Origin of the sequence: Streptomyces sp. NPDC001530 (assembly GCF_042894545.1) — a bacterium.
Lineage (GTDB): Bacteria > Actinomycetota > Actinomycetes > Streptomycetales > Streptomycetaceae > Streptomyces.
Map to the genome: position 1 here is coordinate 131,707 of NZ_JBIAVS010000010.1, position 21,656 is coordinate 153,362.

Below are 21,656 nucleotides of genomic sequence, written 5' to 3' on the forward strand. Positions count from 1 at the left end.
GTAGCAGTGCTGTGCGCGGAGTTGGCCGGACTGCCGCCGTGAGTTCACTTCACGGGAGCGGAGCACACGAAAAAGTCCGCCCCAGGTGGGGCGGACTTCTCGCGAGCTTTGCTCAGGTGTACGTCAGGGCGCCTGGAGGTCGACCAGTTCGGCCAGTGCCTCGCGGTGGCCGCCCGCCGTGCCGTACGCGATCGAGTCGGCCTTGGCCCGCTTCAGGTAGAGGTGGACGGGGTGCTCCCACGTCATGCCGATGCCGGCGTGCAGTTGCAGCGCCTCCTCGGCTGCGTGCACGGCCACGGGCGCCGCGTACGCCTGGGCGACGGCGACCGCCACATCGACATCCTCACCGGTTGCCAGCGCGTCGGCCGCGTTGCGGGCGGCGGCCCTGAGGCTGACGACCTCCAGCCACAGCTGTGCCAGCCGGTGCTTGAGCGCCTGGAAGCCGCCGACGGGCCGGTTGAACTGCTTGCGCTCCTTCAGGTAGCGGACGGTCTCCGTCAACGACCAGTCGGCGAGACCGAGTTGCTCGGAGGCGAGCAGTCCGGCCCCGGCGCGCAGAGCACGTCGTACGGCCGTCGGGGCATCGGAGGTCACACGCCGCGCAGGCGCTCCGTCGAAGGTGACCTTCGCGACCGGCCGGGTCAGGTCCAGGGACACCTGCGAAATGACCGTCACCGCAGCAGCATCCACCGCGTACAGCCCGCCGTCCTCCGCCGGAACCAGCAGCACATCGGCAGCTGCCGCGTCCGCGATTCCGGTCAACTCCCCGTACAGGGAACCGTCTTCATGACGTACGGCCTTGAACAGCGCGTCCGGAGCGGTCGCCAAGGAGACGGCGAGCACCCCGACCGTACGGCCGGAGGCCAGCGCGGCCAGCAGCTCCGCGGCGTCCTCCCCCTCGCAGGCCAGCAGCGCCTCCGTGGCGACCACGGCACTCGTGAGATACGGCACGGGAGCGACCGCGCGCCCCAACTCCTCGAGAACCACGGCGACTTCGCGGTGGGTGGCGCCCTGACCGCCCTGCGACTCGGGCACGAGCAGACCCGCCAGGCCCATCCCGTCCGAGAGCGCCTTCCACAGTTCGGGGTCGTGCGGCGTCTCGGACTCCGTGCGGGCGATGACGCCCGGCGCGTCGCAGTGGTCGGCGAGGAGGTCGCGGACGGCGGCGCGCAGCGCCTCTTCCTCCTCCGAGTAGAGCAGATCGGTCATCGAGCCAGGTCCTTCCAGGCGACGTCCTTGTCGGTGCGCGGCTCGGACGGCAGTCCCAGGACGCGTTCGGCGACGATGTTCAGCAGGACCTCGCTGGTCCCGCCCTCGATGCTGTTGCCCTTGGAGCGGAGGTAGCGGTAGCCGGCGTCGCGGCCGGTGAAGTCGACCAGTTCCGGTCGGCGCATCGTCCAGTCCTCGTACGACAGGCCTTCCTCACCGAGGAGTTCGACCTCCAGGCCGCTGATCTCCTGGTTGAGCCGGGCGAACGCGAGCTTCATGCCGGAGCCCTCGGGCCCGGGCTGGCCCGCGACGAGCTGCTGGCGCAGCCGTTCGCCGGTGAGCCGGGCGACCTCGGCCTCGACCCACAGCTTCAGCAGCCGCTGGTGCAGATCATGGGTGCGCAGCTCGGGGCGCTCGCGCCAGGTCTTGGAGACCGGGCCGATCATGCCGCCCTCGCGCGGGATGCGCATGCCGCCGATGGAGACGCGCTCGTTCATGAGCGTGGTCTGCGCGACCCGCCAGCCGTCGCCGATCTCGCCGAGCCGGCGGCTGTCCGGGATGCGTACGTCGGTGAGGAAGACCTCGTTGAACTCGGCCTCGCCGGTGATCTGGCGCAGCGGCCGCACCTCGACGCCCGGGTCGGTCATGTCGCAGATGAAGTAGGTGATGCCACGGTGCTTGGGCACGTCCGGGTCGGTGCGGGCGATAAGGATCGCCCAGCGGGCCAGGTGGGCGCTGGAGGTCCACACCTTCTGCCCGTTGACGACCCAGTCGTCGCCATTGCAGACCGCGCGGGTGCCGAGCGCGGCCAGGTCCGACCCGGCACCCGGCTCGCTGAAGAGCTGGCACCACACCTCCTCGCCCACCCACAGGGGCCTGAGGAAGCGTCGCTTCTGCTCCTCCGTGCCGAAGCCGAGGATCGTCGGCGCGGCCATGCCGAGGCCGATGCCGATGCGCCGCGGGTCGTTGTCGGGCGCTCCCGCGGCCTCCAACTCGGCGTCCACGACGGCCTGGAGGGTGCGCGGGGCGCCGAGTCCGCCGAGGCCTTCGGGGTAGTGCACCCAGGCGAGGCCCGCGTCGAAACGGGCCTTCAGGAAGTCCACCCGCTCGGTCGTCGCCGGCGGATGGGCTGCCAGCAGTTCCCGCGTACGGCGGCGCAGTTCAGCGGCGTCGAGTGCACCGCCCTCGTGTGCGGCGTCGGTCATGCGGCTGCTCCGTTCTCGAGAGAGGGCACCACGGCGACGCGCCCCGTGGTGACACCGTCGGCGACCCGCTGTACGGCCGCCGCGGCACCGGCGAGCGGCACCCGCTCGCTCACCAGCGGCTTGATCGCGCCCCGCGCGGCCAGTTCGGTGAGCTGCTCGTGGCAGTGCTGGATCAGCTTCGGGTTCTTGGTGTTGTACAGGCCCCAGTGCAGGCCGAGCATCGAGTAGTTCTTCACGAGGGCGTGGTTCAGCGCCGGGCTGGGGATCGTCCCGCTCGCGAAGCCCACGACGACGATCCGGCCCTCGAAGGCGACGACCTTGGCGGACTGGGCGTACGCCTCACCCCCCACGGGGTCGTAGATCACATCGGCGCCCCGGCCGCCGGTCGCCTCCTTCACGGCGGCGATGACGTCCTGCGTGCGCCGGTCGATGACGACATCGCAGCCCAGCTCCCGTGCCACGGCGGCCTTGTCGGCCCCGCCGACCACGCCGATGACCCTCGCGCCGGCCGCCTTGCCGAGCTGCACGGCCGCGCTGCCGACCCCTCCGGCGGCAGCGTGGACGAGCAGCGTCTCGCCGGCTTCCAGATGAGCCCGGCGGTGCAGACCGAACCACCCCGTCTGGTAGCCGATGTGCAGGGCGGCCGCCTCGGCGTCGTCGAGGGCGTCGGGCGCGGGCAGCAGCGCGCGGGCGTCCGCGACGGCGTACTCGGCGAAACCGCCGTACGGCAGCGCGGGGTTGGCGAGCACCCGGCGTCCGTCCTCGGTCTCGCCGCAGATCTCCACGCCGGGCGTGAACGGCAGCGGGGGCCTGACCTGGTAGTGCCCCCGGCACATCAGCGCGTCCGGGAAGTTGATGTTCGCGGCGCGCACCTTGAGCAGGACCTGGCCCTCACCGGGCTGCGGACGCTCCACTTCCTGGAGCTGCATCGCCTCGCTCGGTTCGCCGAGCTGGTGCACTTGCCATGCCTGCATGCGGGGCCTCCACGGGACTGCTCTGTCTGACCGGGCTCGATCGCATACTAAGCGGTCGCTTGCCCATCAGGGAACAGTCGCGTACGTCACGCGACAGCCAGGCTTCTCATGAGCGTGCGGGACGCGCTCCTCATGAACGGGCGGGACGCGCCCGCACATGCATCCGCTCCCCCTGCGGCCCGAACAGACTCAGGAACTCCGCGGGCCCCTCCCCCGTCGATCCGAACCAGTGCGGTACGCGGGTGTCGAACTCGGCGGCCTCCCCGGCGCCCAGCACCACGTCATGGTCACCGAGCACGAGCCGCAGCCGCCCCGAGAGCACGTACAGCCACTCGTAACCCTCGTGCGTGCGCGGTTCCGGTTCCATCGTCCGCTGCGGTTCGAGCACCTTGAACGCCTGGAGTCCGCCGGGCTGCCGGGTGAGCGGCCAGTACGTACGGCCATGCCGCACGATCGGCTTCGATCGCACCCGCGGATCACCCACCTGAGGCGCCCCGACCAGTTCGTCGAGGGGCACCTGGTGGGCCCGGGCGATCGGCAGCAGCAGCTCCAGGCTGGGCTTGCGCAGGCCGGACTCCAGGCGCGACAGCGTGCTCACGGAGATGCCGGTCGCCTCGGACAACCCGGCGAGCGTCGCGCCGCGCTCCTTCCGGATCCGCCGCAGCCGCGGGCCGACTTCGGCCAGCACCTCATCCGTCTGATCCACCCGATCCGTCTCCGCCTCGTCACTCATGCCTCCTATTGCAGAATCGGCAAAGTCGTTTGTCAATCCCGCCATGCTCGGGAGACCTTCTCGGTGGAGGTGGTCACCATGACCGAGACATACGAAGCGGTAGTCATCGGCGGCGGCGCGGCGGGGCTGTCGGCCGCGCTCGTCCTGGGGCGCGCCCGCCGCCGCACACTCGTCGTCGACGCCGGCGAACCGCGCAACGCGCCCGCCGCGCACATGCAGGGCTATCTGACCCGGGACGGCATGCCGCCCGCCGAGTTCCTCGCCGCGGGGCGGCGGGAGATCGAGCGGTACGGGGTCGAGCTCGTCCGGGACCGTGCGGTGGACGTGGTCCGGGACGGCGCCGGGGAGTTCGAGGTGACGTTGGCGGCCGGGCGCACGGTGCACGCGCGCCGGCTGATCGTCGCCACCGGGCTGGACGACGAACTGCCGACGGTGCCGGGGGTGGCCGAGCGGTTCGGGAAGGACGTACTGCACTGCCCGTACTGCCACGGCTGGGAGGTCCGCGACCAGGCCTTCGGCGTGCTGGCGAGCACCCCGATGAGCGTGCACCAGGCGCTCATGGTCAGCCAGTGGTCGAAGGACGTGACGCTGTTCCTGCACACGGTCGGCGAGGGCGAGCTGTCGGACGACGATCTGCGCCGGCTCGCCGCCGCCGGGGTCGTCGTGGTGCCCGGCGAGGTCGCGGAGCTGGTGGTCGACGACGACCGGCTCACCGGGGTGTGCCTCGCGGACGGCACGACGTACGACCGCTCGGTGCTGTTCGTCGCACCCCGCGCCGTCCCGCGCACCGGTCTGTTCGAGCGGCTGGGCGCCGAGCTGCGGGAGACACCGTTCGGCACGTATCCGGTGGTCGACGAGACGGGGCTGACGACTGTGCCCGGTGTGTGGGCCGCGGGCAACGCGATCGGTTTCGCCGAGCAGGTCGTGAACGCGGCGAGCGGCGGATACCGGGCGGCGGCCACGCTCAACGGGGAGCTGCTGTTCGCGGACCTCGACGCGGCCGCCACCCGCGCATAGGGCCCGTCGCCTTGGGGGTGTGGACCGCGCGCCTCCGTTGCACCATGGCTGCATGCTGCTGAGCCGGCTCGCTGATGTGTCCCAGGAGGTCGCCGCCACCTCGGCGCGGTCCCGGAAGATCGCGCTGCTCGCGGAGCTGTTCCGGGACGCGGAGGCCGACGACGTGCCGATCGTCATTCCGTATCTGGCGGGCCGTCTGCCACAGGGGCGGCTCGGCATCGGCTGGAAGATCCTCAGCCGGCCGGTCCCGCCGGCCCCCGAGCCTTCACTGACCGTGCGGGAGGTGGACACCCGACTGACGGCGCTCGGCGCGGTCACCGGCACCGGCTCCCAGGCCGAACGGACGCGTCTGATGGGCGAGTTGATGGCGGCGGCCACCGAGGCCGAGCAGCGCTTCCTGTTCGGGCTGATCAGCGGCGAGGTACGGCAGGGCGCGCTGGACGCGGTGGCCGTCGAGGGGCTCGCCGAGGCGACCGGCGCGCCCGGCGCGGACGTACGACGGGCGGTGATGCTCGCCGGTTCGCTGCAGACGGTGGCGGAGGCACTGCTGTCGCACGGCCCGGAGGCGTTGGACGACTTCCGGCTCACCGTCGGCCGCCCGGTGCTGCCGATGCTGGCGCACACGGCGGGGTCCGTGTCCGAAGCGGTCGAGAAGCTGGGCGCGTGTGCCGTCGAGGAGAAGCTCGACGGCATCCGCGTACAACTGCACCGCGACGGCGACGACGTACGGATCTACACCCGCACCCTCGACGACATCACCGACCGGCTTCCTGAACTCACCTCCGCGGCGCTGGAGTTGAAGGGCGAGCGGTTCATCCTGGACGGCGAGGTGATCGCCATGGACGCGGAGGGGCGGCCGCGCTCCTTCCAGGAGACGGCCGGGCGCGTGGGCTCGCGCGTGGACGTGGCCACGGCCGCGCGGACCATGCCCGTCTCCCCCGTCTTCTTCGACGCGCTGTCCGTCGACGGCCAGGATCTGCTCGATCTGCCGTTCACCGAGCGGCACGCCGAGCTCGCGCGGCTCGTGCCCGAGCCGATGCGGGTGCGGCGCGCGCTCGTCGACGGCCCCGCGGACCTCCCCGAGGCGGAGCGGTTTCTCGCCGACACCCTGAAACGCGGCCACGAAGGCGTCGTGGTCAAGGCCCTCGACGCCCCCTACAGCGCGGGCCGGCGCGGGGCCTCCTGGCTGAAGGTCAAGCCCGTACACACCCTCGACCTGGTGGTGCTCGCGGCCGAGTGGGGCCACGGGCGGCGCACCGGCAAGCTGTCCAACCTGCACCTCGGCGCCCGCACCGCGGACGGGTCCTTCGCCATGCTCGGCAAGACGTTCAAAGGCATGACCGACGCGATGCTGAACTGGCAGACCGAGCGGCTCCAGGAGCTGGCCGTCGAGGACAACGGCTACGTGGTGAGCGTACGACCCGAACTCGTCGTCGAGATCGCGTACGACGGTCTGCAGCGGTCCACCCGCTACCCGGCCGGCGTCACCCTCCGCTTCGCCCGTGTCGTGCGCTACCGCGAGGACAAGACCCCGGCCGAGGCCGACACCGTCGAGACACTGCTCGCCGCACACCCGGAGGTCACCCCGTGAGCGGGAAGCGCAGCGCGGGACTGCTGTTGTTCCGGCACACCGACAGCCATCTGGAGGTGTTGCTCGGCCATATGGGCGGGCCGTTCTTCGCGCGGCGCGAGGCCGGGGCCTGGACCGTACCCAAGGGCGAGTACGAGCCCGACGAGACCGCCTGGGACGCGGCGCGCCGCGAGTTCCAGGAGGAGCTCGGGCTGCCGCCGCCCGACGGCGAGGCCATCGCGCTCGGCGAGGTCACACAGACCAACGGCAAGGTCGTCACGGCCTGGGCGATCGAGGCGGACCTCGACCCGGCGGCCGTGGTCGCCGGCACCTTCGAGATGGAGTGGCCGCCGAAATCGGGCCGTCGGCAGGAGTTCCCCGAGCTGGACCGGGTGGAGTGGCTCGCCCTGGACCGGGCCCGGGAGCTGATCGTGGAGGCACAGGCGGAGTTCCTCGACCGGCTCGCGGAGGAGTGGGGCTGAGGCGGGGCCCTCGGACTGCGGCGGACCCCTCAGGCCGAGCCGGAGCTCTCGGGCCGAGGCAGAGCCTTCGGGCCAAGCCGGAGCCCTCGGGCCCGAGGCAGGGCCTGCGGGCCGAGACGGCGGGCTGAGAGGCGCATTCCGCGTTGCGGTGTCGGGTACCGCGCGGGAGGGTCGAAGTACAGCCCGTTTTCAGGAGGTCGGCCATGCCCATCGCGACGGTGAACCCGGCGAACGGCGAGACACTCAAGACGTACGACGCCCTGGGCGCCGAGGAGATCGAGCGCAGGCTCGCGGCCGCCGAGGCCGCCTTCCGTACCCATCGCGCCACATCCTTCGCCGAGCGGGCGCGGCTGCTCCACAAGGCCGCCGACCTCCTCGACGAGGACCAGCAGAACATCGGCCGGGTGATGACCACGGAGATGGGCAAGCCGGTCAAGCAGGCGCATGCGGAGGCCGCAAAGTGCGCCAAGGCGATGCGCTGGTACGCCGACCACGCCCAGGGACTGCTCGCCGACGAGGAGCCCGCCGACTCCGACGTCAAGGACTCCGGCGCCTCCCGCGTCCTCGTGCGCTACCGGCCGCTGGGCCCGGTCCTGGCCGTCATGCCGTGGAACTTCCCGCTCTGGCAGGTGATCCGGTTCGCCGCGCCAGCGCTGATGGCGGGCAACGTGGGCCTGCTCAAGCACGCCTCGAACGTGCCGCAGACCGCCCTCTACCTGGAGGACCTGTTCCGCCGGGCGGGCTTCCCCGAGGGCTGCTTCCAGACCCTGCTGATCGGCTCGGGCGCCGTCGAGGGCATCCTGCGCGACCCGCGCGTCAAGGCGGCCACGCTCACGGGAAGTGAACCCGCGGGCCGGGCCGTCGCCTCGGTCGCCGGGGACGAGGTCAAGAAGACGGTCCTGGAGCTGGGCGGCAGCGACCCGTACGTCGTGATGCCGTCGGCGGACCTCGACCGGGCAGCGAAGATCGCGGTGACGGCGCGGGTGCAGAACAACGGGCAGTCATGCATCGCCGCCAAGCGGTTCATCGCGCACACCGATGTGTTCGACGCCTTCGCCGAGCGGTTCACGGCGGGCATGCGGGCCCTGAAGGTGGGCGACCCGCTGGACGAGGACACGGACGTCGGCCCGCTCTCCACCGAGCAGGGCCGCAGCGACCTGGAGGAGCTGGTCGACGACGCAGTGGAGGGCGGCGCGACCGTCCTGTGCGGCGGCGAACGCCCGGAGGGCTTCCGGGACCGCGGCTGGTACTACGCGCCGACCGTGCTCGCCGACATCACCCCCGAGATGCGCATCCACCACGAGGAGGCCTTCGGTCCCGTCGCCACGCTCTACCGCGCGGCCGACCTGGACGAGGCGGTGGCTCTCGCCAACGACACCCCGTTCGGGCTGAGTTCGAACGTCTGGACGCGCGACGGGACCGAGGTGGACCGGTTCGTCCGTGATCTGGAGGCGGGCTGCGTGTACGTCAACGGGATGACGGCGTCCCATCCGGCGTTCCCGTTCGGCGGGGAAAAGCGGTCCGGCTACGGACGTGAGCTGTCCGGGCACGGAATCCGCGAGTTCTGCAACATCACCACCGTATGGCACGGGGCGTAAGCGTTCCGCAGCTACGATCCCTCTGTGAACCGCGAAGTGACCCTGCCTCTGATCGTCGACGACCGCGGCACGTTGCAGGTGGCGGCCGCCGACGTCAGCAAGATGCTGCGCACGGTGGGCGGCCGGTGGCTGCATCTGGTGGAGGCCGGCCAGGACGGGCTCGACGAGGACACGGTGGCGGCGCTCACGATCGAACTCGCCAAGCTCGCCGACCGCATCGACGTGGCCTGCATCGCGCACAGCAGCGGGACCACGGCCGACTGACTGCGCGTCAGGCCACGCGCTGGTCCAGCTCCCACAGGGCGTGCCAGAACTGCGCCTCGTACGCCTGGAGCAGCCGTCCGTAGTGGTGGACCACGTCTTCCGAGACCTGTCCGCTGTCGAGTCCCGCCTGCACAGCGGCCAGTGCCTTGTGCTCCAGGTCCGGCGCGGGCTCGGCGAAGAAGTCGAAGAAGCCGCAGGCCTCGTCGTCGAAGCCGTAGTGGCGGCGCAGGGCCTGGGCGATCGTCTCGCAATAGCCGCCCCACGCCGCGAAGTTGGCGCTGAGCGCGAGCACCACGTCGGCCGGCGCACCGTTGAGGGCGAGCCAGGCGACGTACGCGGGATAGGTCTGGCAGTCGGTGAGCGGCTCGTACCCGGCCGCCCGCGCCTCGTCGGCCCCGACCGCGGCGGCGAACGCACCGAGCCGATCCTGGGCCAGCGCCTCACCCTCCGCAAGCATGGCGAAGAAAGCGGCACTCTCAGGGGCGGCGGCCGAGGTCCCGGCGCCGGCAGCGGACGTCTCGTCGCCGGCAGCCGACCGTTCGGCGGCCGCCTCGTCGCCGGCGGCCGACCGTTCGGCCAGGTGCAGGAACGCCCTGCGGTCCGAGGCGATCACCTGGCGCTGTTCGAGCGCGAGCGCGGCAAGGGTGGAGCGCTGCGCCGCGCCCCGGGCGATCAAGGGCAGAAGCCGGTTGCCGTGCGGGTCCGGGGCGAGCTTCACGGTCGTGCTCTCCAGCAGTTCCCTGGCCGTCCGCGTCATCGCGCACTCCTTAGGTTCGGCGGTCCCGGGGCCCTTTCCACCAGGGTCCCACGCCATCCCAAAGTTCCCCGCAATGGAGTAATCCGACGAGATATCCCCGCTCGGACGGGTGATCGTGGGTGGACCACCGGGGGACGAAGAGTTCCCCGGAAGGCGGAAAGAAGGCGCGTTCCATGGCGACTTTGTGCAGACCCTCGGTCTCGGTTCCGGAACATGTCATCACGATGGAGGAGACGCTTGAGCTGTGTCGCTCACGTCACGCCGACCACCCACAACTGCCTCTGGCGCTCCGCCTGATCGAGAACACCGGCGTCGCCACCCGGCACATCGTGCAGCCCATCGAGGAGACGCTGAAACACCCGGGCTTCGAGGAACGGAACAAGGTCTACGAGAGCGAGGCCAAGGCCCGCGTTCCCGCCGTCGTACAGCGGGCGCTGGACGACGCCGAGCTGCTCACCACCGACATCGACGTGATCATCTACGTGTCGTGCACCGGGTTCATGATGCCCTCGCTCACGGCCTGGCTGATCAACTCGATGGGCTTCGGCAGCGACACCCGGCAGATACCCATAGCCCAGCTGGGCTGCGCGGCCGGCGGTGCCGCGATCAACCGGGCGCACGACTTCTGCACGGCGTACCCCGACGCCAACGCACTCATCGTGGCCTGCGAGTTCTGCTCGCTCTGCTACCAGCCGACCGACCTCGGCGTCGGCTCGCTGCTCTCCAACGGACTCTTCGGCGACGGCATAGCCGCCGCGGCCGTCCGTGGCAGGGGCGGCACGGGCATCAATCTGGAGCGCAACGGCTCGTACCTGATCCCCAAGACCGAAGAGTGGATCATGTACGACGTCCGGGCCACGGGCTTCCACTTCCTGCTGGACAAGCGGGTGCCCGGGACGATGGAGCCGCTCGCCCCCGCCCTCCAGGCCCTCGCGCGGCAGCACGGCTGGAACGCCTCCGACCTGGACTTCTACATCATCCACGCGGGCGGCCCCAGGATCCTCGACGACCTCAGCAAGTTCCTCCAGGTCCCGCCGGACGCCTTCCGGTTCAGCCGGGCCACGCTCACCGAGTACGGGAACATCGCCAGCGCCGTCGTGCTGGACGCGCTGCGCCGGCTATTCGACGAGGGCGGCGCCGAGCACGACGCGCGCGGACTGCTGGCGGGGTTCGGCCCCGGCATCACCGCGGAGATGGCCCTCGGCAGCTGGCACGACACGGGCGACGGGACGGCGTGAGGGCCATGAGCGACGACACGATCGCCGAGGCACTGCCTCCCGTCCGCCACTGGCCCGCCGTCGACCTGACGGGCGTGGACTTCGACCCGGTCCTCACGCAGCTGATGCGGGAGGGCCCGGTCACCCGGATCCAGCTCCTCAACGGCGAGGGCTGGGCGTGGCTGGTGACGCGGCACGACGACGTGCGCATGGTGACCAACGACCCCCGGTTCAGCCGTGAGGCGGTCATGGACCGGCAGGTCACCCGGCTCGCCCCGCACTTCATTCCGGCCCGCGGCGCGGTGGGTTTCCTGGATCCGCCCGACCACACCCGGCTGCGCCGCGCGGTGGCCGCCGCCTTCACGGCGCGCGGCGTGGAGCGGGTGCGGGAGAAGTCCCGGCGGATGCTCGACGAGCTGGTCGACGAGCTGATCCAGGAAGGGCCGCCGGCCGACCTCACCGCGACGGTCCTCAGTCCCTTCCCCATCGCGGTCATCTGCGAGCTGATGGGCGTCCCTGCCACCGACCGGCAGGCCATGCACACCTGGACCCAGCTGATCCTGTCCTCCTCCCACGGCGCCAAGGTCAGCGAGAAGGCCAAGGACGAGATGAGCACGTACTTCGCGAAGCTCATCGGCGAGCGACACGACAGCACCGGCGAGTACGTCACCTCGCTACTGGGCGCCGCCTTGGGCCAGGACGGGATCACACTGGACGAGGCCGTCGGGCTCGCCGTACTCCTCCAGATCGGCGGCGAGGCGGTCACCAACAACAGCGGCCAGCTGTTCTACATCCTGCTGACCCGCCCCGACCTGGCCGAACGGCTGCGGACCGAGCCGGAGATCCGCCCCCAGGCCATCGACGAGCTGATCCGCTACATCCCGCACCGCAGCGCGGTCGGGCTGTCGCGGATCGCGATGGAGGACGTGGAGATCAACGGCGTACGGATCCGGGCGGGCGACGCGATCTACGTGTCGTACCTGGCCGCGAACCGTGACCCGGACGTCTTCCCCGACCCGGAGACCATCGACTTCTCACGCAGCCCCAATCCGCATGTGGCGTTCGGCTTCGGCCCGCACTACTGCCCGGGCGGGATGCTGGCCAGGCTGGAGTCCGAGCTGATGGTCGACGCACTGCTCGACCGGTTGCCGGGGCTGCGGCTCGCCGTACCGCCCGATCAAGTTCCCTTCAAGAAGGGCGCGTTGATCCGTGGTCCCGAGGCCCTGCCCGTGACGTGGTGAGCGCCCGATGACAGCATCCGAAGGACTGCTCGTGCCGCCGGGTCACGGCCGCGTGGTGCAGACGCCCGCCCAGCACGTGACGTTCAAGGTGACCGGCTCGCACTCGCGCACGGCGTCCACCTTCGAGGTGGTGGTCCCGCCCGGCTTCGACGTCGGCGCCCATGTGCACACACGCAGCGAGGAGCTGTTCTACGTGCTCGAAGGCGAGCTGGACGTGCTCGCCTTCGAGCCGCGGGTCCGAACCCCCGACAACTGGCAGAAGTGGGAGTCCCGTTCGGGCAGCCGCGTGGTCCGGGCGGCCCCGGGCACGGTGATCGTCATCCCCCCGGGCTGCCCCCACGCCTTCTCCAACCCCACGGAGACCCCGGCGAAGATGTTCTTCCAGGCCTCACCACCGCCGGACCACGAGCGGTACTTCGAGGAGTTGCTGGAGATCCTGGGGACGGGGGGTCCACCGGACCACGCGGCGATCGAGGAACTGCGGGCGAGGTACGACATCGAGCAACTCACACCACTCAAACACCGCTAGCTGGAGCGCCCCGTCAGGGGCGCGGGGAACTGCGCGACCAGCCACATACGGCCCGCAGCCCGCGTCGAAGCGTGGATCCCCTAGCGGATCGGCATCCCCGACAGCGTCCGGGCGATCACGAGACGCTGGACCTCACTCGTACCCTCAAAGATCGTGTAGATGGCCGCATCCCGGTGCATCCGCTCCACCGGGTACTCCCGGGTGTAGCCGTTACCACCCAGGATCTGAATCGCCTGCGCGGTCACCTTCTTCGCGGTCTCACTGGCGAAGAGCTTCGACATGGACCCCTCGGCCGCGGTGAACGGCCTCCCGTTGATCGCCATCCATGAGGCCCGCCACACCAACAGCCGCGCCGCGTCGATCGACGTACGCATGTCCGCGATCTGGAAGGCAACCCCCTGGTTGTCGATGATCGGCCGCCCGAACTGCTCACGCGTCTTCGCGTAGTCGAGGGCTACTTCGTACGCGGCCCGAGCGGTACCCACCGCCATGGCACCCACCGCCGGGCGGCTCGCCTCGAACGTGGCCATCGCCGCGTTCTTCACCCGCTCACCGCCCGCCTTGGCGCGCTCCCGCGCACGGGCCAGGCGCTCGTCGAGCTTCTCCTTGCCGCCGAGGAGGCAGGAGCCGGGAACGCGGACGTTCTCCAGGACGACCTCGGCGGTGTGCGAGGCGCGGATGCCGTGCTTCTTGAACTTCTGGCCCTGGGACAGGCCGGACGTGTTCGGCGGCACGATGAAGGAGGCGTGCCCCTTGGAGCCGAGTTCGGGGTCGACGACCGCGACGACGACGTGGACGTTGGCGATGCCGCCGTTGGTCGCCCAGGTCTTGGTGCCGTTGAGGACCCACTCGTCCTTGGCCTCGTCGTACACGGCACGGGTGCGCATGGAGGCGACGTCGGAGCCGGCGTCGGGCTCGGAGGAGCAGAAGGCCGCGACCTTGACATCGTTGGCATCGCCGTACATCTGGGGGATCCAGGTGCCGATCTGCTCCTCGGTGCCGTTGGCGAGGACGCCCACGGCGGCGAGGCCGGTGCCGACGATGGAGAGGGCGATGCCCGCGTCGCCCCAGAACAGCTCCTCCATGGCCATCGGTATGCCGAGACCGGTGGGGTCGAAGTACTGCTGGGCGTAGAAGTCCAAGGAGTAGATGCCGACCTTCGCGGCTTCCTGGATGACCGGCCAGGGAGTCTCTTCGCGCTCGTCCCATTCGGCGGCCGCGGGGCGGATGACGTCGGCGGCGAAGCCGTGCAGCCAGTCCCGGACCTCCTTCTGTTCGTCGTTGAGCTCCATGGTGAACTCGGCCATGTCCCCTCCAGGCTGCGCTAAAGTGTTACTTGCGGTAACTGGAGTGTGTTACTCGCCGGTAGGAAAAGTCAACTCCCGAGCCTTGCTCGGCAGCCCGTTCGATACGCATACGCCGTTGAGTGTTAGTTTGCGCAGGCGTCACCGAATCACCACGGGTGGGGAGAGCACATGGACACCACACAGCGGACCGACCAGCAGAGGTCCGCCGACCGCCGCCGGCGCGAGCTTCTGGAAGCCGCCGACCGGGTGGTGCTCCGCGACGGTCCCGGAGCCTCGATGAACGCCATCGCCGCAGAGGCGGGCATCACGAAGCCCATCCTCTACCGCCACTTCGGCGACAAGGGCGGGCTCTACGCCGCGCTCGCCAAGCGGCACACCGACGCACTCCTCGAAGCGCTGCGGGCCGCGCTGGACGCTCCGGCGGAGCGCCGGGAGCGGGTCGAGTCGACGCTCGACACATATTTGGCGGCCATCGAGGCACGCCCACAGGTGTACCGGTTCCTGATGCATCCGGCGGAGGGCGGCCAGCCGGGCGACCAGGGGTTCGATGTGGGGAAGCATTCGGCTCCTCTGCTGCGGCGCATGGGCGAGGAATTGGCCGAGGTCATCGAGGAGCGGGTGGATCTCGGGCCCGGCAGCCAGCAGCTGGCGCGGGTGTGGGGGCACGGGATCGTCGGCATGATGCATGCCGCCGGGGACTGGTGGCTGGGGGAACGGCCGTGTTCTCGGGCCGAGTTGGTACGGAGTCTGGCTGATCTGCTGTGGGGTCGCCTGGCGGCGGCGGGGGACAAGATCGGCGGTCCGGGGTTCTGACCCAGGGCAACGGAGGCGCCCCGTCAGGGGCGCCGGGCTGTTCGTCATGCGGCTCCGCCGCGCGGGCGCGACCAGCCGCAACCGGCCCGCGGCCGACCGACAAGACTGAGCGCCCCGAAAGGGGCGCGGGGCTGTGTCATCGTGCGGCTCCGCCGCGCGGGCGCGACCAGCCGCAACCGGCCGGCGGGCGAAGGACGGTCTCAGCCGCCCCAAGACGCCCGCGCCGCCTGCCGCATGACCCGCCGGCGCCGCCACCCGGTGAGCCGGTCCACGTACACCCCACCGTCGAGGTGATCGCACTCGTGTTGCAGGCACCGCGCGAACCAGCCGGTGCCATGCACGCTCACCGGCTCGCCGGTCACGGTGAACCCCTCGACGACCGCATGGTCGTACCGCTCGGTGCCCGCCTCCAGGCCGGGCAGCGACAGACAGCCCTCCGGCCCGCGCAGCACCACACCATCCGCCCCGACAAGGCGTGGGTTCACCATATGCCCCACGTGGCGGACATCTTCGTCGTCCGGGCAGTCGTACACGAAGACCCGGACCGACTCACCGACCTGGTTGGCCGCGAGGCCGACACCCTGCGCGGCGTACATCGTCGCGAACATGTCCTCGACGAGCCCGGCGAGTTGGGGACCGAAGTCCGTGACTTCTTCACACGGCGTGTGCAGGACGGGGTCGCCGAGCAGGGTGAGGGGCCGGACGCGCCCGTGGGTGCCCGGGATGGAACCGTGTCGCATGGCGGCAAGGGTACGGTCCTTGATGGCGCGCGCATCTCGCGCGGGCACCGAGGTGGTGCCGCGATTCGGGCGTGTGAGTGGATCTCGATAGGCTGAGGCCCACACGGTGCCGGGGGCAGAGGCGCGGCGCGTACGCAAGGAGGATCGAGAACGATGTCAGGCAACTCGGACCCGCTGACGCCGCGGGCCAAGCTGGCCGTGACGGCGGGCAAGGCGGCAGCGGCCGTCTCGCGTGCCGCCGGACGCGGCAGCGGATCGGTGATCGGCGGCCGGGTGGCACTCAAGCTCGACCCCGACCTGCTGGCCCGGCTGGCCACGCACCTGGACGTGATCCTGGTGTCGGCCACCAACGGCAAGACCACGACGACCCGGCTGATCGCGGAGGCGCTGCGCGCCGCGGGCCCGGTCGTCTCCAACGCGCTCGGCGCCAACATGCCCGCGGGCATCACCTCGGCGCTCGCCGGGGGTTCGGACGCCAAGTTCGCGGTCATAGAGGTCGACGAGAAGTACCTCGCCGGCGTCGCCCGCGACACCGACCCGAAGTGCATCGCGCTGCTCAACCTCTCCCGCGACCAGCTCGACCGGGCCGCCGAGACCCGCATGATGGCCGAGCACTGGCGCGAGGGCCTGGCCGGTTCCAAGGCCGTCGTGGTGGCCAACGCCGACGACCCGCTGGTCGTGTGGGCGGCGTCCTCCTCGCCGAACGTGATGTGGGTCGCCGCCGGGCAGATGTGGAAGGACGACGCCTGGTCCTGCCCGTCCTGCGGCGGTGTGATGCAGCGCCCCGGCGACGACTGGTTCTGCGGCGAGTGCGGCTTCCGCCGTCCGACGCCGACCTGGGCGCTGTCCGGCGACCACGTCCTCGACCCGCACGGCTCCGCCTGGCCGATCCACCTCCAGCTGCCGGGCCGTGCCAACAAGGCGAACGCCGCCTCGTCGGCCGCCGTCGCCGCGGTCTTCGGCGTGCCCCCGCAGGTCGCCCTGGAGCGCATGTACCAGGTGCAGGCGGTGGCCGGGCGCTACGACGTGGTGCAGTTCATGCAGCGCGACCTGCGTCTGCTGCTCGCCAAGAACCCCGCGGGCTGGCTGGAGACGTTCTCCCTGATCGACCCGCCGCCGACCCCGGTCATCCTGTCGGTGAACGCACGCGGCGCCGACGGCACCGACACCTCCTGGCTGTGGGACGTCGACTACACGCGGTTGACCGGACACCCGATCTTCGTTCTCGGCGACCGGAAACTGGACCTCGCCGTGCGTCTGGAAGTCGCGAACCAGCACTTCCAGGTCTGCGAGAACCTCGACCAGGCCGTGCAGATGGCACCGCCCGGACGCATCGAGGTCATCGCGAACTACACCGCTTTCCAGGATTTGCGGCGTCGTGTCGGCAACTGATCCACGCACTCCACGGAGGACGAAGAGAATGAGTGACAACAGCCTGCGTCTGGTGTGGATCTACCCGGACCTGCTGAGCACCTACGGCGACCAGGGCAACGCGCTCGTCGTGGAGCGCCGGGCCCGCCAGCGCGGTCTCGACGTGGCCCGCCTCGACGTACGCAGCGACCAGCCGATCCCGACCTCCGGCGACATCTATCTGATCGGCGGCGGCGAGGACCGGCCACAGCGGCTCGCCGCGGAGCGGCTGCGCCGCGACGGCGGTCTGCACCGCGCGGTCGGCAACGGCGCGATCGTCTTCTCCGTCTGCGCCGGCTACCAGATCCTCGGCCACGAGTTCATCAACGACCTCGGTCAGCGCGAGCCGGGCCTCGGCCTGCTCGACGTGGTCTCGGTGCGCGGCGAGGGCGAGCGGTGCGTCGGCGACGTCCTCGCGGACATCGACCCGCGGCTGGGCCTGCCCTCGCTGACCGGCTTCGAGAACCACCAGGGCGTCACCCATCTCGGCCCCACGGCGCGCCCGTTCGCGAACGTGCGGCTCGGCAAGGGCAACGGCACGGGCGACGGCACCGAGGGCGCGTACAACGACACCGTCTTCGGTACGTACATGCACGGGCCCGTCCTGGCCCGCAACCCGCAGATCGCGGACCTGCTGCTGAAGCTGGCCCTTGACGTGAACGCGCTGCCGCCGATCGACGACCGGTGGTACGAGGCGCTGCGCAACGAGCGCATCGCGGCTGCGCAGCAGCCTGCGTGAACACAGCTGCGCAGCAGCCTGCGTGAACGGCCCGACCTGCTGGAAAACCGTCTGGTGAGCTGCTTGAGAAACGGTTCCGCAGGGCCCCGGCGAGGGCCCGTCTGACGGGGCTTGCGCTCACGTGTGCGGGGACGTCCAGCAGGCGGACGCACGATGCGGACCCGCCCCCTGCCGCCGGTAGGGTGGCGGGGTCCCGCCGGACAGCGTGGTCCGGTCTCCGGCCCACGTTGAGAAGGTATTTCGGGCTATGCGCATTGGTGTCCTCACGTCCGGCGGCGACTGCCCCGGCCTGAACGCCGTCATCCGGTCCGTCGTGCACCGTGCCGTCGTCGACCACGGCGACGAGGTCATCGGCTTCCGGGACGGCTGGAAGGGCCTCCTGGAGTGCGACTACCTCAAGCTCGACCTCGACGCGGTGAGCGGCATCCTGGCTCGCGGCGGCACCATGCTCGGCTCCTCCCGGGTCCAGCCGGCGCATCTGCGTGACGGCGTGGAGCGGGCCAAGGGCCATGTCGCGGAGCTGGGTCTCGACGCGATCATCCCGATCGGCGGCGAGGGCACGCTCAAGGCGGCCCGGCTGCTGAGCGACAGCGGCCTGCCCATCGTCGGCGTGCCGAAGACCATCGACAACGACATCGCCGTCACGGACGTCACCTTCGGCTTCGACACGGCCGTCGGCGTCGCGACCGAGGCCCTGGACCGGCTGAAGACCACCGCCGAGTCCCACCAGCGGGTGCTGATCGTGGAGGTCATGGGCCGCCACACCGGCTGGATCGCGCTGCACTCCGGCATGGCGGCCGGCGCCCACGCCATCGTCGTACCGGAACGGCCCTTCGACATCGAGGAGTTGGCCGCCAGGGTCGGCGAGCGCTTCGAGGCGGGCAAGCGGTTCGCCATCGTCGTGGCAGCCGAGGGCGCCAAGCCGCGCGCCGGCACGATGGAGTTCGACGAGGGCGGTAAGGACATCTACGGGCACGAGCGCTTCGCGGGCATCGCCCGGCAGCTCTCCCTCGAACTGGAGGAGCGCCTCGGCAAGGAGGCCCGTCCGGTGATCCTCGGACACGTTCAGCGGGGCGGTACGCCGACCGCGTACGACCGTGTCCTCGCGACGCGGTTCGGCTGGCATGCCGTGGAGGCCGCGCACCGGGGCGAGTTCGGCAAGATGACGGCGCTGCGCGGTACCGACATCGTGATGGTCTCGCTGGCGGAAGCGGTCGAGACGCTGAAGACGGTTCCGGACGAGCGGTACGCCGAGGCGGAGTGCGTGCTCTGATCCGTACGTAGCTGGAACTGCCCCCGGTCGCGGCCGCGACCGGGGGCAGTTCTACTCTGGTGCGGACAGACAGCGCACAACCAGCACGAAACAGGAGCCGGCGGATGGATCACAGCGGGCACGGCATGACCATGGATCTGCCGCCGTTCACGCTGGGGCGGGGGCTCGAATGGTCAGCGGACCCGTTCTTCCTCGTCGCTTGTCTGGTGGGGCTCGGCCTGTACGGCTGGGGGGTCGTGCGGCTCGCGCGGCGCGGCGACACATGGTCGTGGGGCCGGACCTCCGCCTTCGTCGTCGGTGTGCTGACCGTGATGCTCGTGATGTGCACCAAGCTGAACGACTACGGCATGGTCATGTTCAGCGTGCACATGGTGCAGCACATGGTGATCAGCATGCTGTCGCCGATCCTGATCCTGCTGGGGGCGCCGATCACGCTGGCGCTGCGCGCGCTGCCGGTCGCGGCGAAGCGGGGTAGCAAGGGGCCGCGCGAGCTGCTGCTGATGTTCCTGCACAGCCGGTACATGCGGATCATCACGCACCCGGCTTTCACCATCCCGCTGTTCATCGCGAGCCTCTACGCGCTGTACTTCTCGCCGATCTTCGACTTCCTGATGGGCTCCAAGGCGGGGCACCTCGCGATGATGTGCCACTTCCTCGCCGTCGGCCTGGTCTTCTTCTGGCCGATCATGGGCGTCGACCCGGGGCCGCACCGCCCCGGATATCTGATGCGGATGCTGGAACTGTTCGCGGGCATGCCGTTCCACGCGTTCTTCGGCATCGCGTTGATGATGGGGTCCGCGCCGATGGTCGAGACGTACAAGAACCCGCCCGCCTCGCTCGGCATCGACGCCCTCGCCGACCAGAACGCGGCGGGCGGCATCGCCTGGGCGTTCAGCGAGATCCCGTCCGTCCTCGTGCTGATCGCGCTGCTGTTCCAGTGGTACGGCTCCGAGCAGCGCCAGGCCAAGCGCACGGACCGGGCAGCGGACCGCGACGGCGACAAGGAACTCGAGGCATACAACGCCTATCTGGCCTCACTCAACGCACGCGGCCGCTGAATTAACTTTTCTATTCACCTTGCGTGAAAGCCGTTTCCATTCAGTAGCATGGAATGCGAAGCCCCTGCGTCCGGTCTTCCGGAGCAGGGTCCACGGGGGAAACCGCAGGGGGAGCGGTCATGACATTTCGCGTGTCCATGCAAAGGGCTGGAATATCGGCGGCCCGCAGGATCGCTCTACTGCTGGTTTCCGTGCTGGTAATCAGCGGGTGCAGTAAATCCGATCAGTTGTTCGTAGTACGTGCCGTGGCCGCGGGGATTTCACAGGCCAATCCCTTCTTCAAGGAGGACGGCAAGCTCGGCAGGGACACCCACGCCCCCGAGGCCCGACCGGCCGGCGGGGTGCAGGCCAGCAACAGCCCGGGGCTGTACGGGGGCACGCCGGGCGGCGGGAACGACACAGGTGGGAACGGCTCGGGCAGGGACGACACAGGTGGGAACGGCTCGGGCGGAAATGACTCGGGCGGGGACAACAGCACGCCCGGGCAGGACGAGACCGGTGGGTCCACCGGCGAGTTCGGCGGTTCGACGAAGCCCGGCACCTGCGTTGTGGCGAAACTGAAGAAATTCCTCACCGACCCCAAGAACTCCGCCAAGGCGCAGGAATGGGCGCGCGTCCTGCATATCAACCCGGATCGGATCTCCGGATATATCGATCACCTCACACCCGTCGTGTTGCGCCACGACACTCTTGTGACGAATCACGAGTACAAGGACGGCAAGGCCGTCCCGTTCGACGCCTTGCTGCAGGCGGGAATCGCGATTCTGGTCGATAAGCAGGGACTGCCCGCCGTGAAGTGCTCCTGCGGTAATCCGCTGCGCCCCTCGAAGGTGAACATCAAAAAGACGTCCGTGCAGTTCAAGGACGGAAACAAGAAGTGGTCCGGCTATCAGCAGGACCAGATCGTGATCGTCGAGGCGCCGCCCGGGAACCCTGAGATCGAGCAGCTCCAGCTCGTCGACGTCAACGACCCCGATCATGGGATCGCCCGCGAGCTGGGCATCAACGGCGACGACACGTCGTTCGACCCCCACGCGGAGCACACCGTTCCGGCCGTCACGGACATCACGTTCGCCGAGGCGAGCCAGAAACTTGCCGACGCGGGACTCGCGCTGGCCTATGACGGCGACGCCCTGCCGCCCGACGACGCCCTGGTCACCGCCTCCCAGCCCGTCGAGGGCAGCACGCTGGAGTGGGGCGCGCCCGTGACGCTGTTCGTGGAGTCCGACGACGGCTCCGACCAGAGCTCTCCCCCGGACTCCGGTGGGGTGACCACGGGTCCGGACGAGTCGAGCACCGGACCAGACGGGTCGAGCACCGGGCCCGACGAGTCCAGTACCGGCCCGGACGAGTCCAGCAGCGGTACCGACGGGACGACACCTTCGACTGGCGGGACCGATTCGACCGGTGGGACGACACCCTCGACCGGCGGGACGGACTCAACCGGCGGCACAACACCCTCAACCGGCGGGACGGACTCAACCGGCGGCACAACACCCTCAACCGGCGGGACGGACTCA

Annotated in this window: 21 protein-coding genes; 14 read left to right on the top strand and 7 right to left on the bottom strand. The window is 70.3% G+C overall.

Translation table 11 applies throughout. The annotated features are described in order from the left end of the window. Positions 1-123: 123 nt before the first annotated feature. The 4 genes from ACFY0T_RS21550 to ACFY0T_RS21565 all read right to left on the bottom strand — a co-directional run bounded on the left by ACFY0T_RS21550 (position 124) and on the right by ACFY0T_RS21565 (position 4,121). Positions 124-1,209, bottom strand: a complete 1,086-nt coding sequence (locus ACFY0T_RS21550; RefSeq protein ID WP_388872753.1) for an acyl-CoA dehydrogenase family protein — start codon at positions 1,207-1,209, stop codon at positions 124-126. Beyond that, positions 1,206-2,414 (bottom strand): acyl-CoA dehydrogenase family protein, encoded by a 1,209-nt coding sequence (locus ACFY0T_RS21555; RefSeq protein WP_388872756.1) that lies wholly within the window; start codon positions 2,412-2,414, stop codon positions 1,206-1,208. The genes ACFY0T_RS21550 and ACFY0T_RS21555 overlap by 4 nt, the downstream gene beginning before the upstream one ends. Continuing rightward, a complete protein-coding gene (locus ACFY0T_RS21560; protein ID WP_388872759.1) occupies positions 2,411-3,388 on the bottom strand; it encodes an NADPH:quinone oxidoreductase family protein in 978 nt (325 codons plus the stop codon). The genes ACFY0T_RS21555 and ACFY0T_RS21560 overlap by 4 nt, the downstream gene beginning before the upstream one ends. A gap of 130 nt (positions 3,389-3,518) precedes the next feature. After that, positions 3,519-4,121 (bottom strand): helix-turn-helix domain-containing protein, encoded by a 603-nt coding sequence (locus ACFY0T_RS21565; RefSeq protein WP_388872761.1) that lies wholly within the window; start codon positions 4,119-4,121, stop codon positions 3,519-3,521. A 78-nt stretch (positions 4,122-4,199) separates the two neighbouring features. Between ACFY0T_RS21565 and ACFY0T_RS21570 the strand changes: the two genes are divergently transcribed. The 5 genes from ACFY0T_RS21570 (at position 4,200) to ACFY0T_RS21590 (ending at position 9,052) form a co-directional block, all read left to right on the top strand. Continuing rightward, complete coding sequence (locus ACFY0T_RS21570; RefSeq protein WP_388872764.1) at positions 4,200-5,138, top strand: NAD(P)/FAD-dependent oxidoreductase; 939 nt, start codon at positions 4,200-4,202, stop codon at positions 5,136-5,138. A 52-nt stretch (positions 5,139-5,190) separates the two neighbouring features. After that, positions 5,191-6,729 carry an ATP-dependent DNA ligase gene (locus ACFY0T_RS21575; RefSeq protein WP_388872767.1) on the top strand — a complete coding sequence of 513 codons (1,539 nt, stop codon included), beginning with the start codon at positions 5,191-5,193 and terminating at the stop codon, positions 6,727-6,729. Continuing rightward, a complete protein-coding gene (locus ACFY0T_RS21580; protein WP_388872770.1) occupies positions 6,726-7,190 on the top strand; it encodes an NUDIX domain-containing protein in 465 nt (154 codons plus the stop codon). Before ACFY0T_RS21575 ends, ACFY0T_RS21580 begins: the two co-directional genes overlap by 4 nt. A gap of 203 nt (positions 7,191-7,393) precedes the next feature. Beyond that, positions 7,394-8,788 (top strand): NADP-dependent succinic semialdehyde dehydrogenase, encoded by a 1,395-nt coding sequence (locus ACFY0T_RS21585; RefSeq protein ID WP_388872773.1) that lies wholly within the window; start codon positions 7,394-7,396, stop codon positions 8,786-8,788. Positions 8,789-8,812: 24 nt separating this feature from the next. Then, complete coding sequence (locus tag ACFY0T_RS21590; protein WP_388872775.1) at positions 8,813-9,052, top strand: DUF6213 family protein; 240 nt, start codon at positions 8,813-8,815, stop codon at positions 9,050-9,052. Between the two features lie 7 nt (positions 9,053-9,059). Here the strand turns inward: ACFY0T_RS21590 and ACFY0T_RS21595 are convergent, their stop codons facing one another. Beyond that, positions 9,060-9,809: a transcriptional regulator gene (locus tag ACFY0T_RS21595; RefSeq protein WP_388872777.1), complete on the bottom strand. Its 750-nt coding sequence runs from the start codon at positions 9,807-9,809 to the stop codon at positions 9,060-9,062. 173 nt (positions 9,810-9,982) lie between these two features. Here ACFY0T_RS21595 and ACFY0T_RS21600 point away from each other — a divergent pair, with 173 nt between their 5' ends. Genes ACFY0T_RS21600 through ACFY0T_RS21610 form a run of 3 tightly spaced genes read left to right on the top strand, consistent with a single transcriptional unit; the run spans position 9,983 to position 12,796 of the window. Beyond that, complete coding sequence (locus ACFY0T_RS21600; protein ID WP_388872779.1) at positions 9,983-11,047, top strand: type III polyketide synthase; 1,065 nt, start codon at positions 9,983-9,985, stop codon at positions 11,045-11,047. Between the two features lie 5 nt (positions 11,048-11,052). Continuing rightward, positions 11,053-12,267: a cytochrome P450 gene (locus tag ACFY0T_RS21605; protein ID WP_388872782.1), complete on the top strand. Its 1,215-nt coding sequence runs from the start codon at positions 11,053-11,055 to the stop codon at positions 12,265-12,267. Between the two features lie 7 nt (positions 12,268-12,274). Next, positions 12,275-12,796, top strand: coding sequence for a cupin domain-containing protein (locus tag ACFY0T_RS21610; protein WP_388872785.1), 522 nt, complete (start codon positions 12,275-12,277; stop codon positions 12,794-12,796). An 80-nt stretch (positions 12,797-12,876) separates the two neighbouring features. On the opposite strand, the gene ACFY0T_RS21615 is transcribed toward ACFY0T_RS21610, so the two are convergent. Continuing rightward, the gene (locus ACFY0T_RS21615) at positions 12,877-14,103 is read right to left on the bottom strand and encodes an acyl-CoA dehydrogenase family protein (RefSeq protein WP_388872788.1); all 1,227 of its coding nucleotides are present in this window, start codon (positions 14,101-14,103) and stop codon (positions 12,877-12,879) included. A gap of 168 nt (positions 14,104-14,271) precedes the next feature. Here ACFY0T_RS21615 and ACFY0T_RS21620 point away from each other — a divergent pair, with 168 nt between their 5' ends. Next, positions 14,272-14,916 carry a TetR family transcriptional regulator gene (locus ACFY0T_RS21620; protein WP_388872791.1) on the top strand — a complete coding sequence of 215 codons (645 nt, stop codon included), beginning with the start codon at positions 14,272-14,274 and terminating at the stop codon, positions 14,914-14,916. Positions 14,917-15,116: 200 nt separating this feature from the next. Here ACFY0T_RS21620 and def read toward each other — a convergent pair whose 3' ends face one another. Beyond that, positions 15,117-15,656: a peptide deformylase gene (gene def, locus ACFY0T_RS21625; RefSeq protein ID WP_388872794.1), complete on the bottom strand. Its 540-nt coding sequence runs from the start codon at positions 15,654-15,656 to the stop codon at positions 15,117-15,119. A gap of 153 nt (positions 15,657-15,809) precedes the next feature. Here def and ACFY0T_RS21630 point away from each other — a divergent pair, with 153 nt between their 5' ends. From ACFY0T_RS21630 to ACFY0T_RS21650, 5 genes are all read left to right on the top strand, one after another. Beyond that, entirely contained in the window at positions 15,810-17,048 is a 1,239-nt protein-coding gene (locus ACFY0T_RS21630; RefSeq protein ID WP_388872797.1) for a MurT ligase domain-containing protein, read from the top strand. 28 nt (positions 17,049-17,076) lie between these two features. Then, entirely contained in the window at positions 17,077-17,805 is a 729-nt protein-coding gene (locus tag ACFY0T_RS21635; protein ID WP_388872800.1) for a type 1 glutamine amidotransferase, read from the top strand. A 247-nt stretch (positions 17,806-18,052) separates the two neighbouring features. After that, positions 18,053-19,078 carry a 6-phosphofructokinase gene (locus tag ACFY0T_RS21640; protein ID WP_388872802.1) on the top strand — a complete coding sequence of 342 codons (1,026 nt, stop codon included), beginning with the start codon at positions 18,053-18,055 and terminating at the stop codon, positions 19,076-19,078. 104 nt (positions 19,079-19,182) lie between these two features. Next, positions 19,183-20,136, top strand: coding sequence for a cytochrome c oxidase assembly protein (locus ACFY0T_RS21645; protein ID WP_388872805.1), 954 nt, complete (start codon positions 19,183-19,185; stop codon positions 20,134-20,136). Between the two features lie 227 nt (positions 20,137-20,363). Next, a partial coding sequence (locus tag ACFY0T_RS21650; protein ID WP_388872808.1) for a DUF6777 domain-containing protein occupies positions 20,364-21,656 on the top strand: 1,293 nt, incomplete at its 3' end.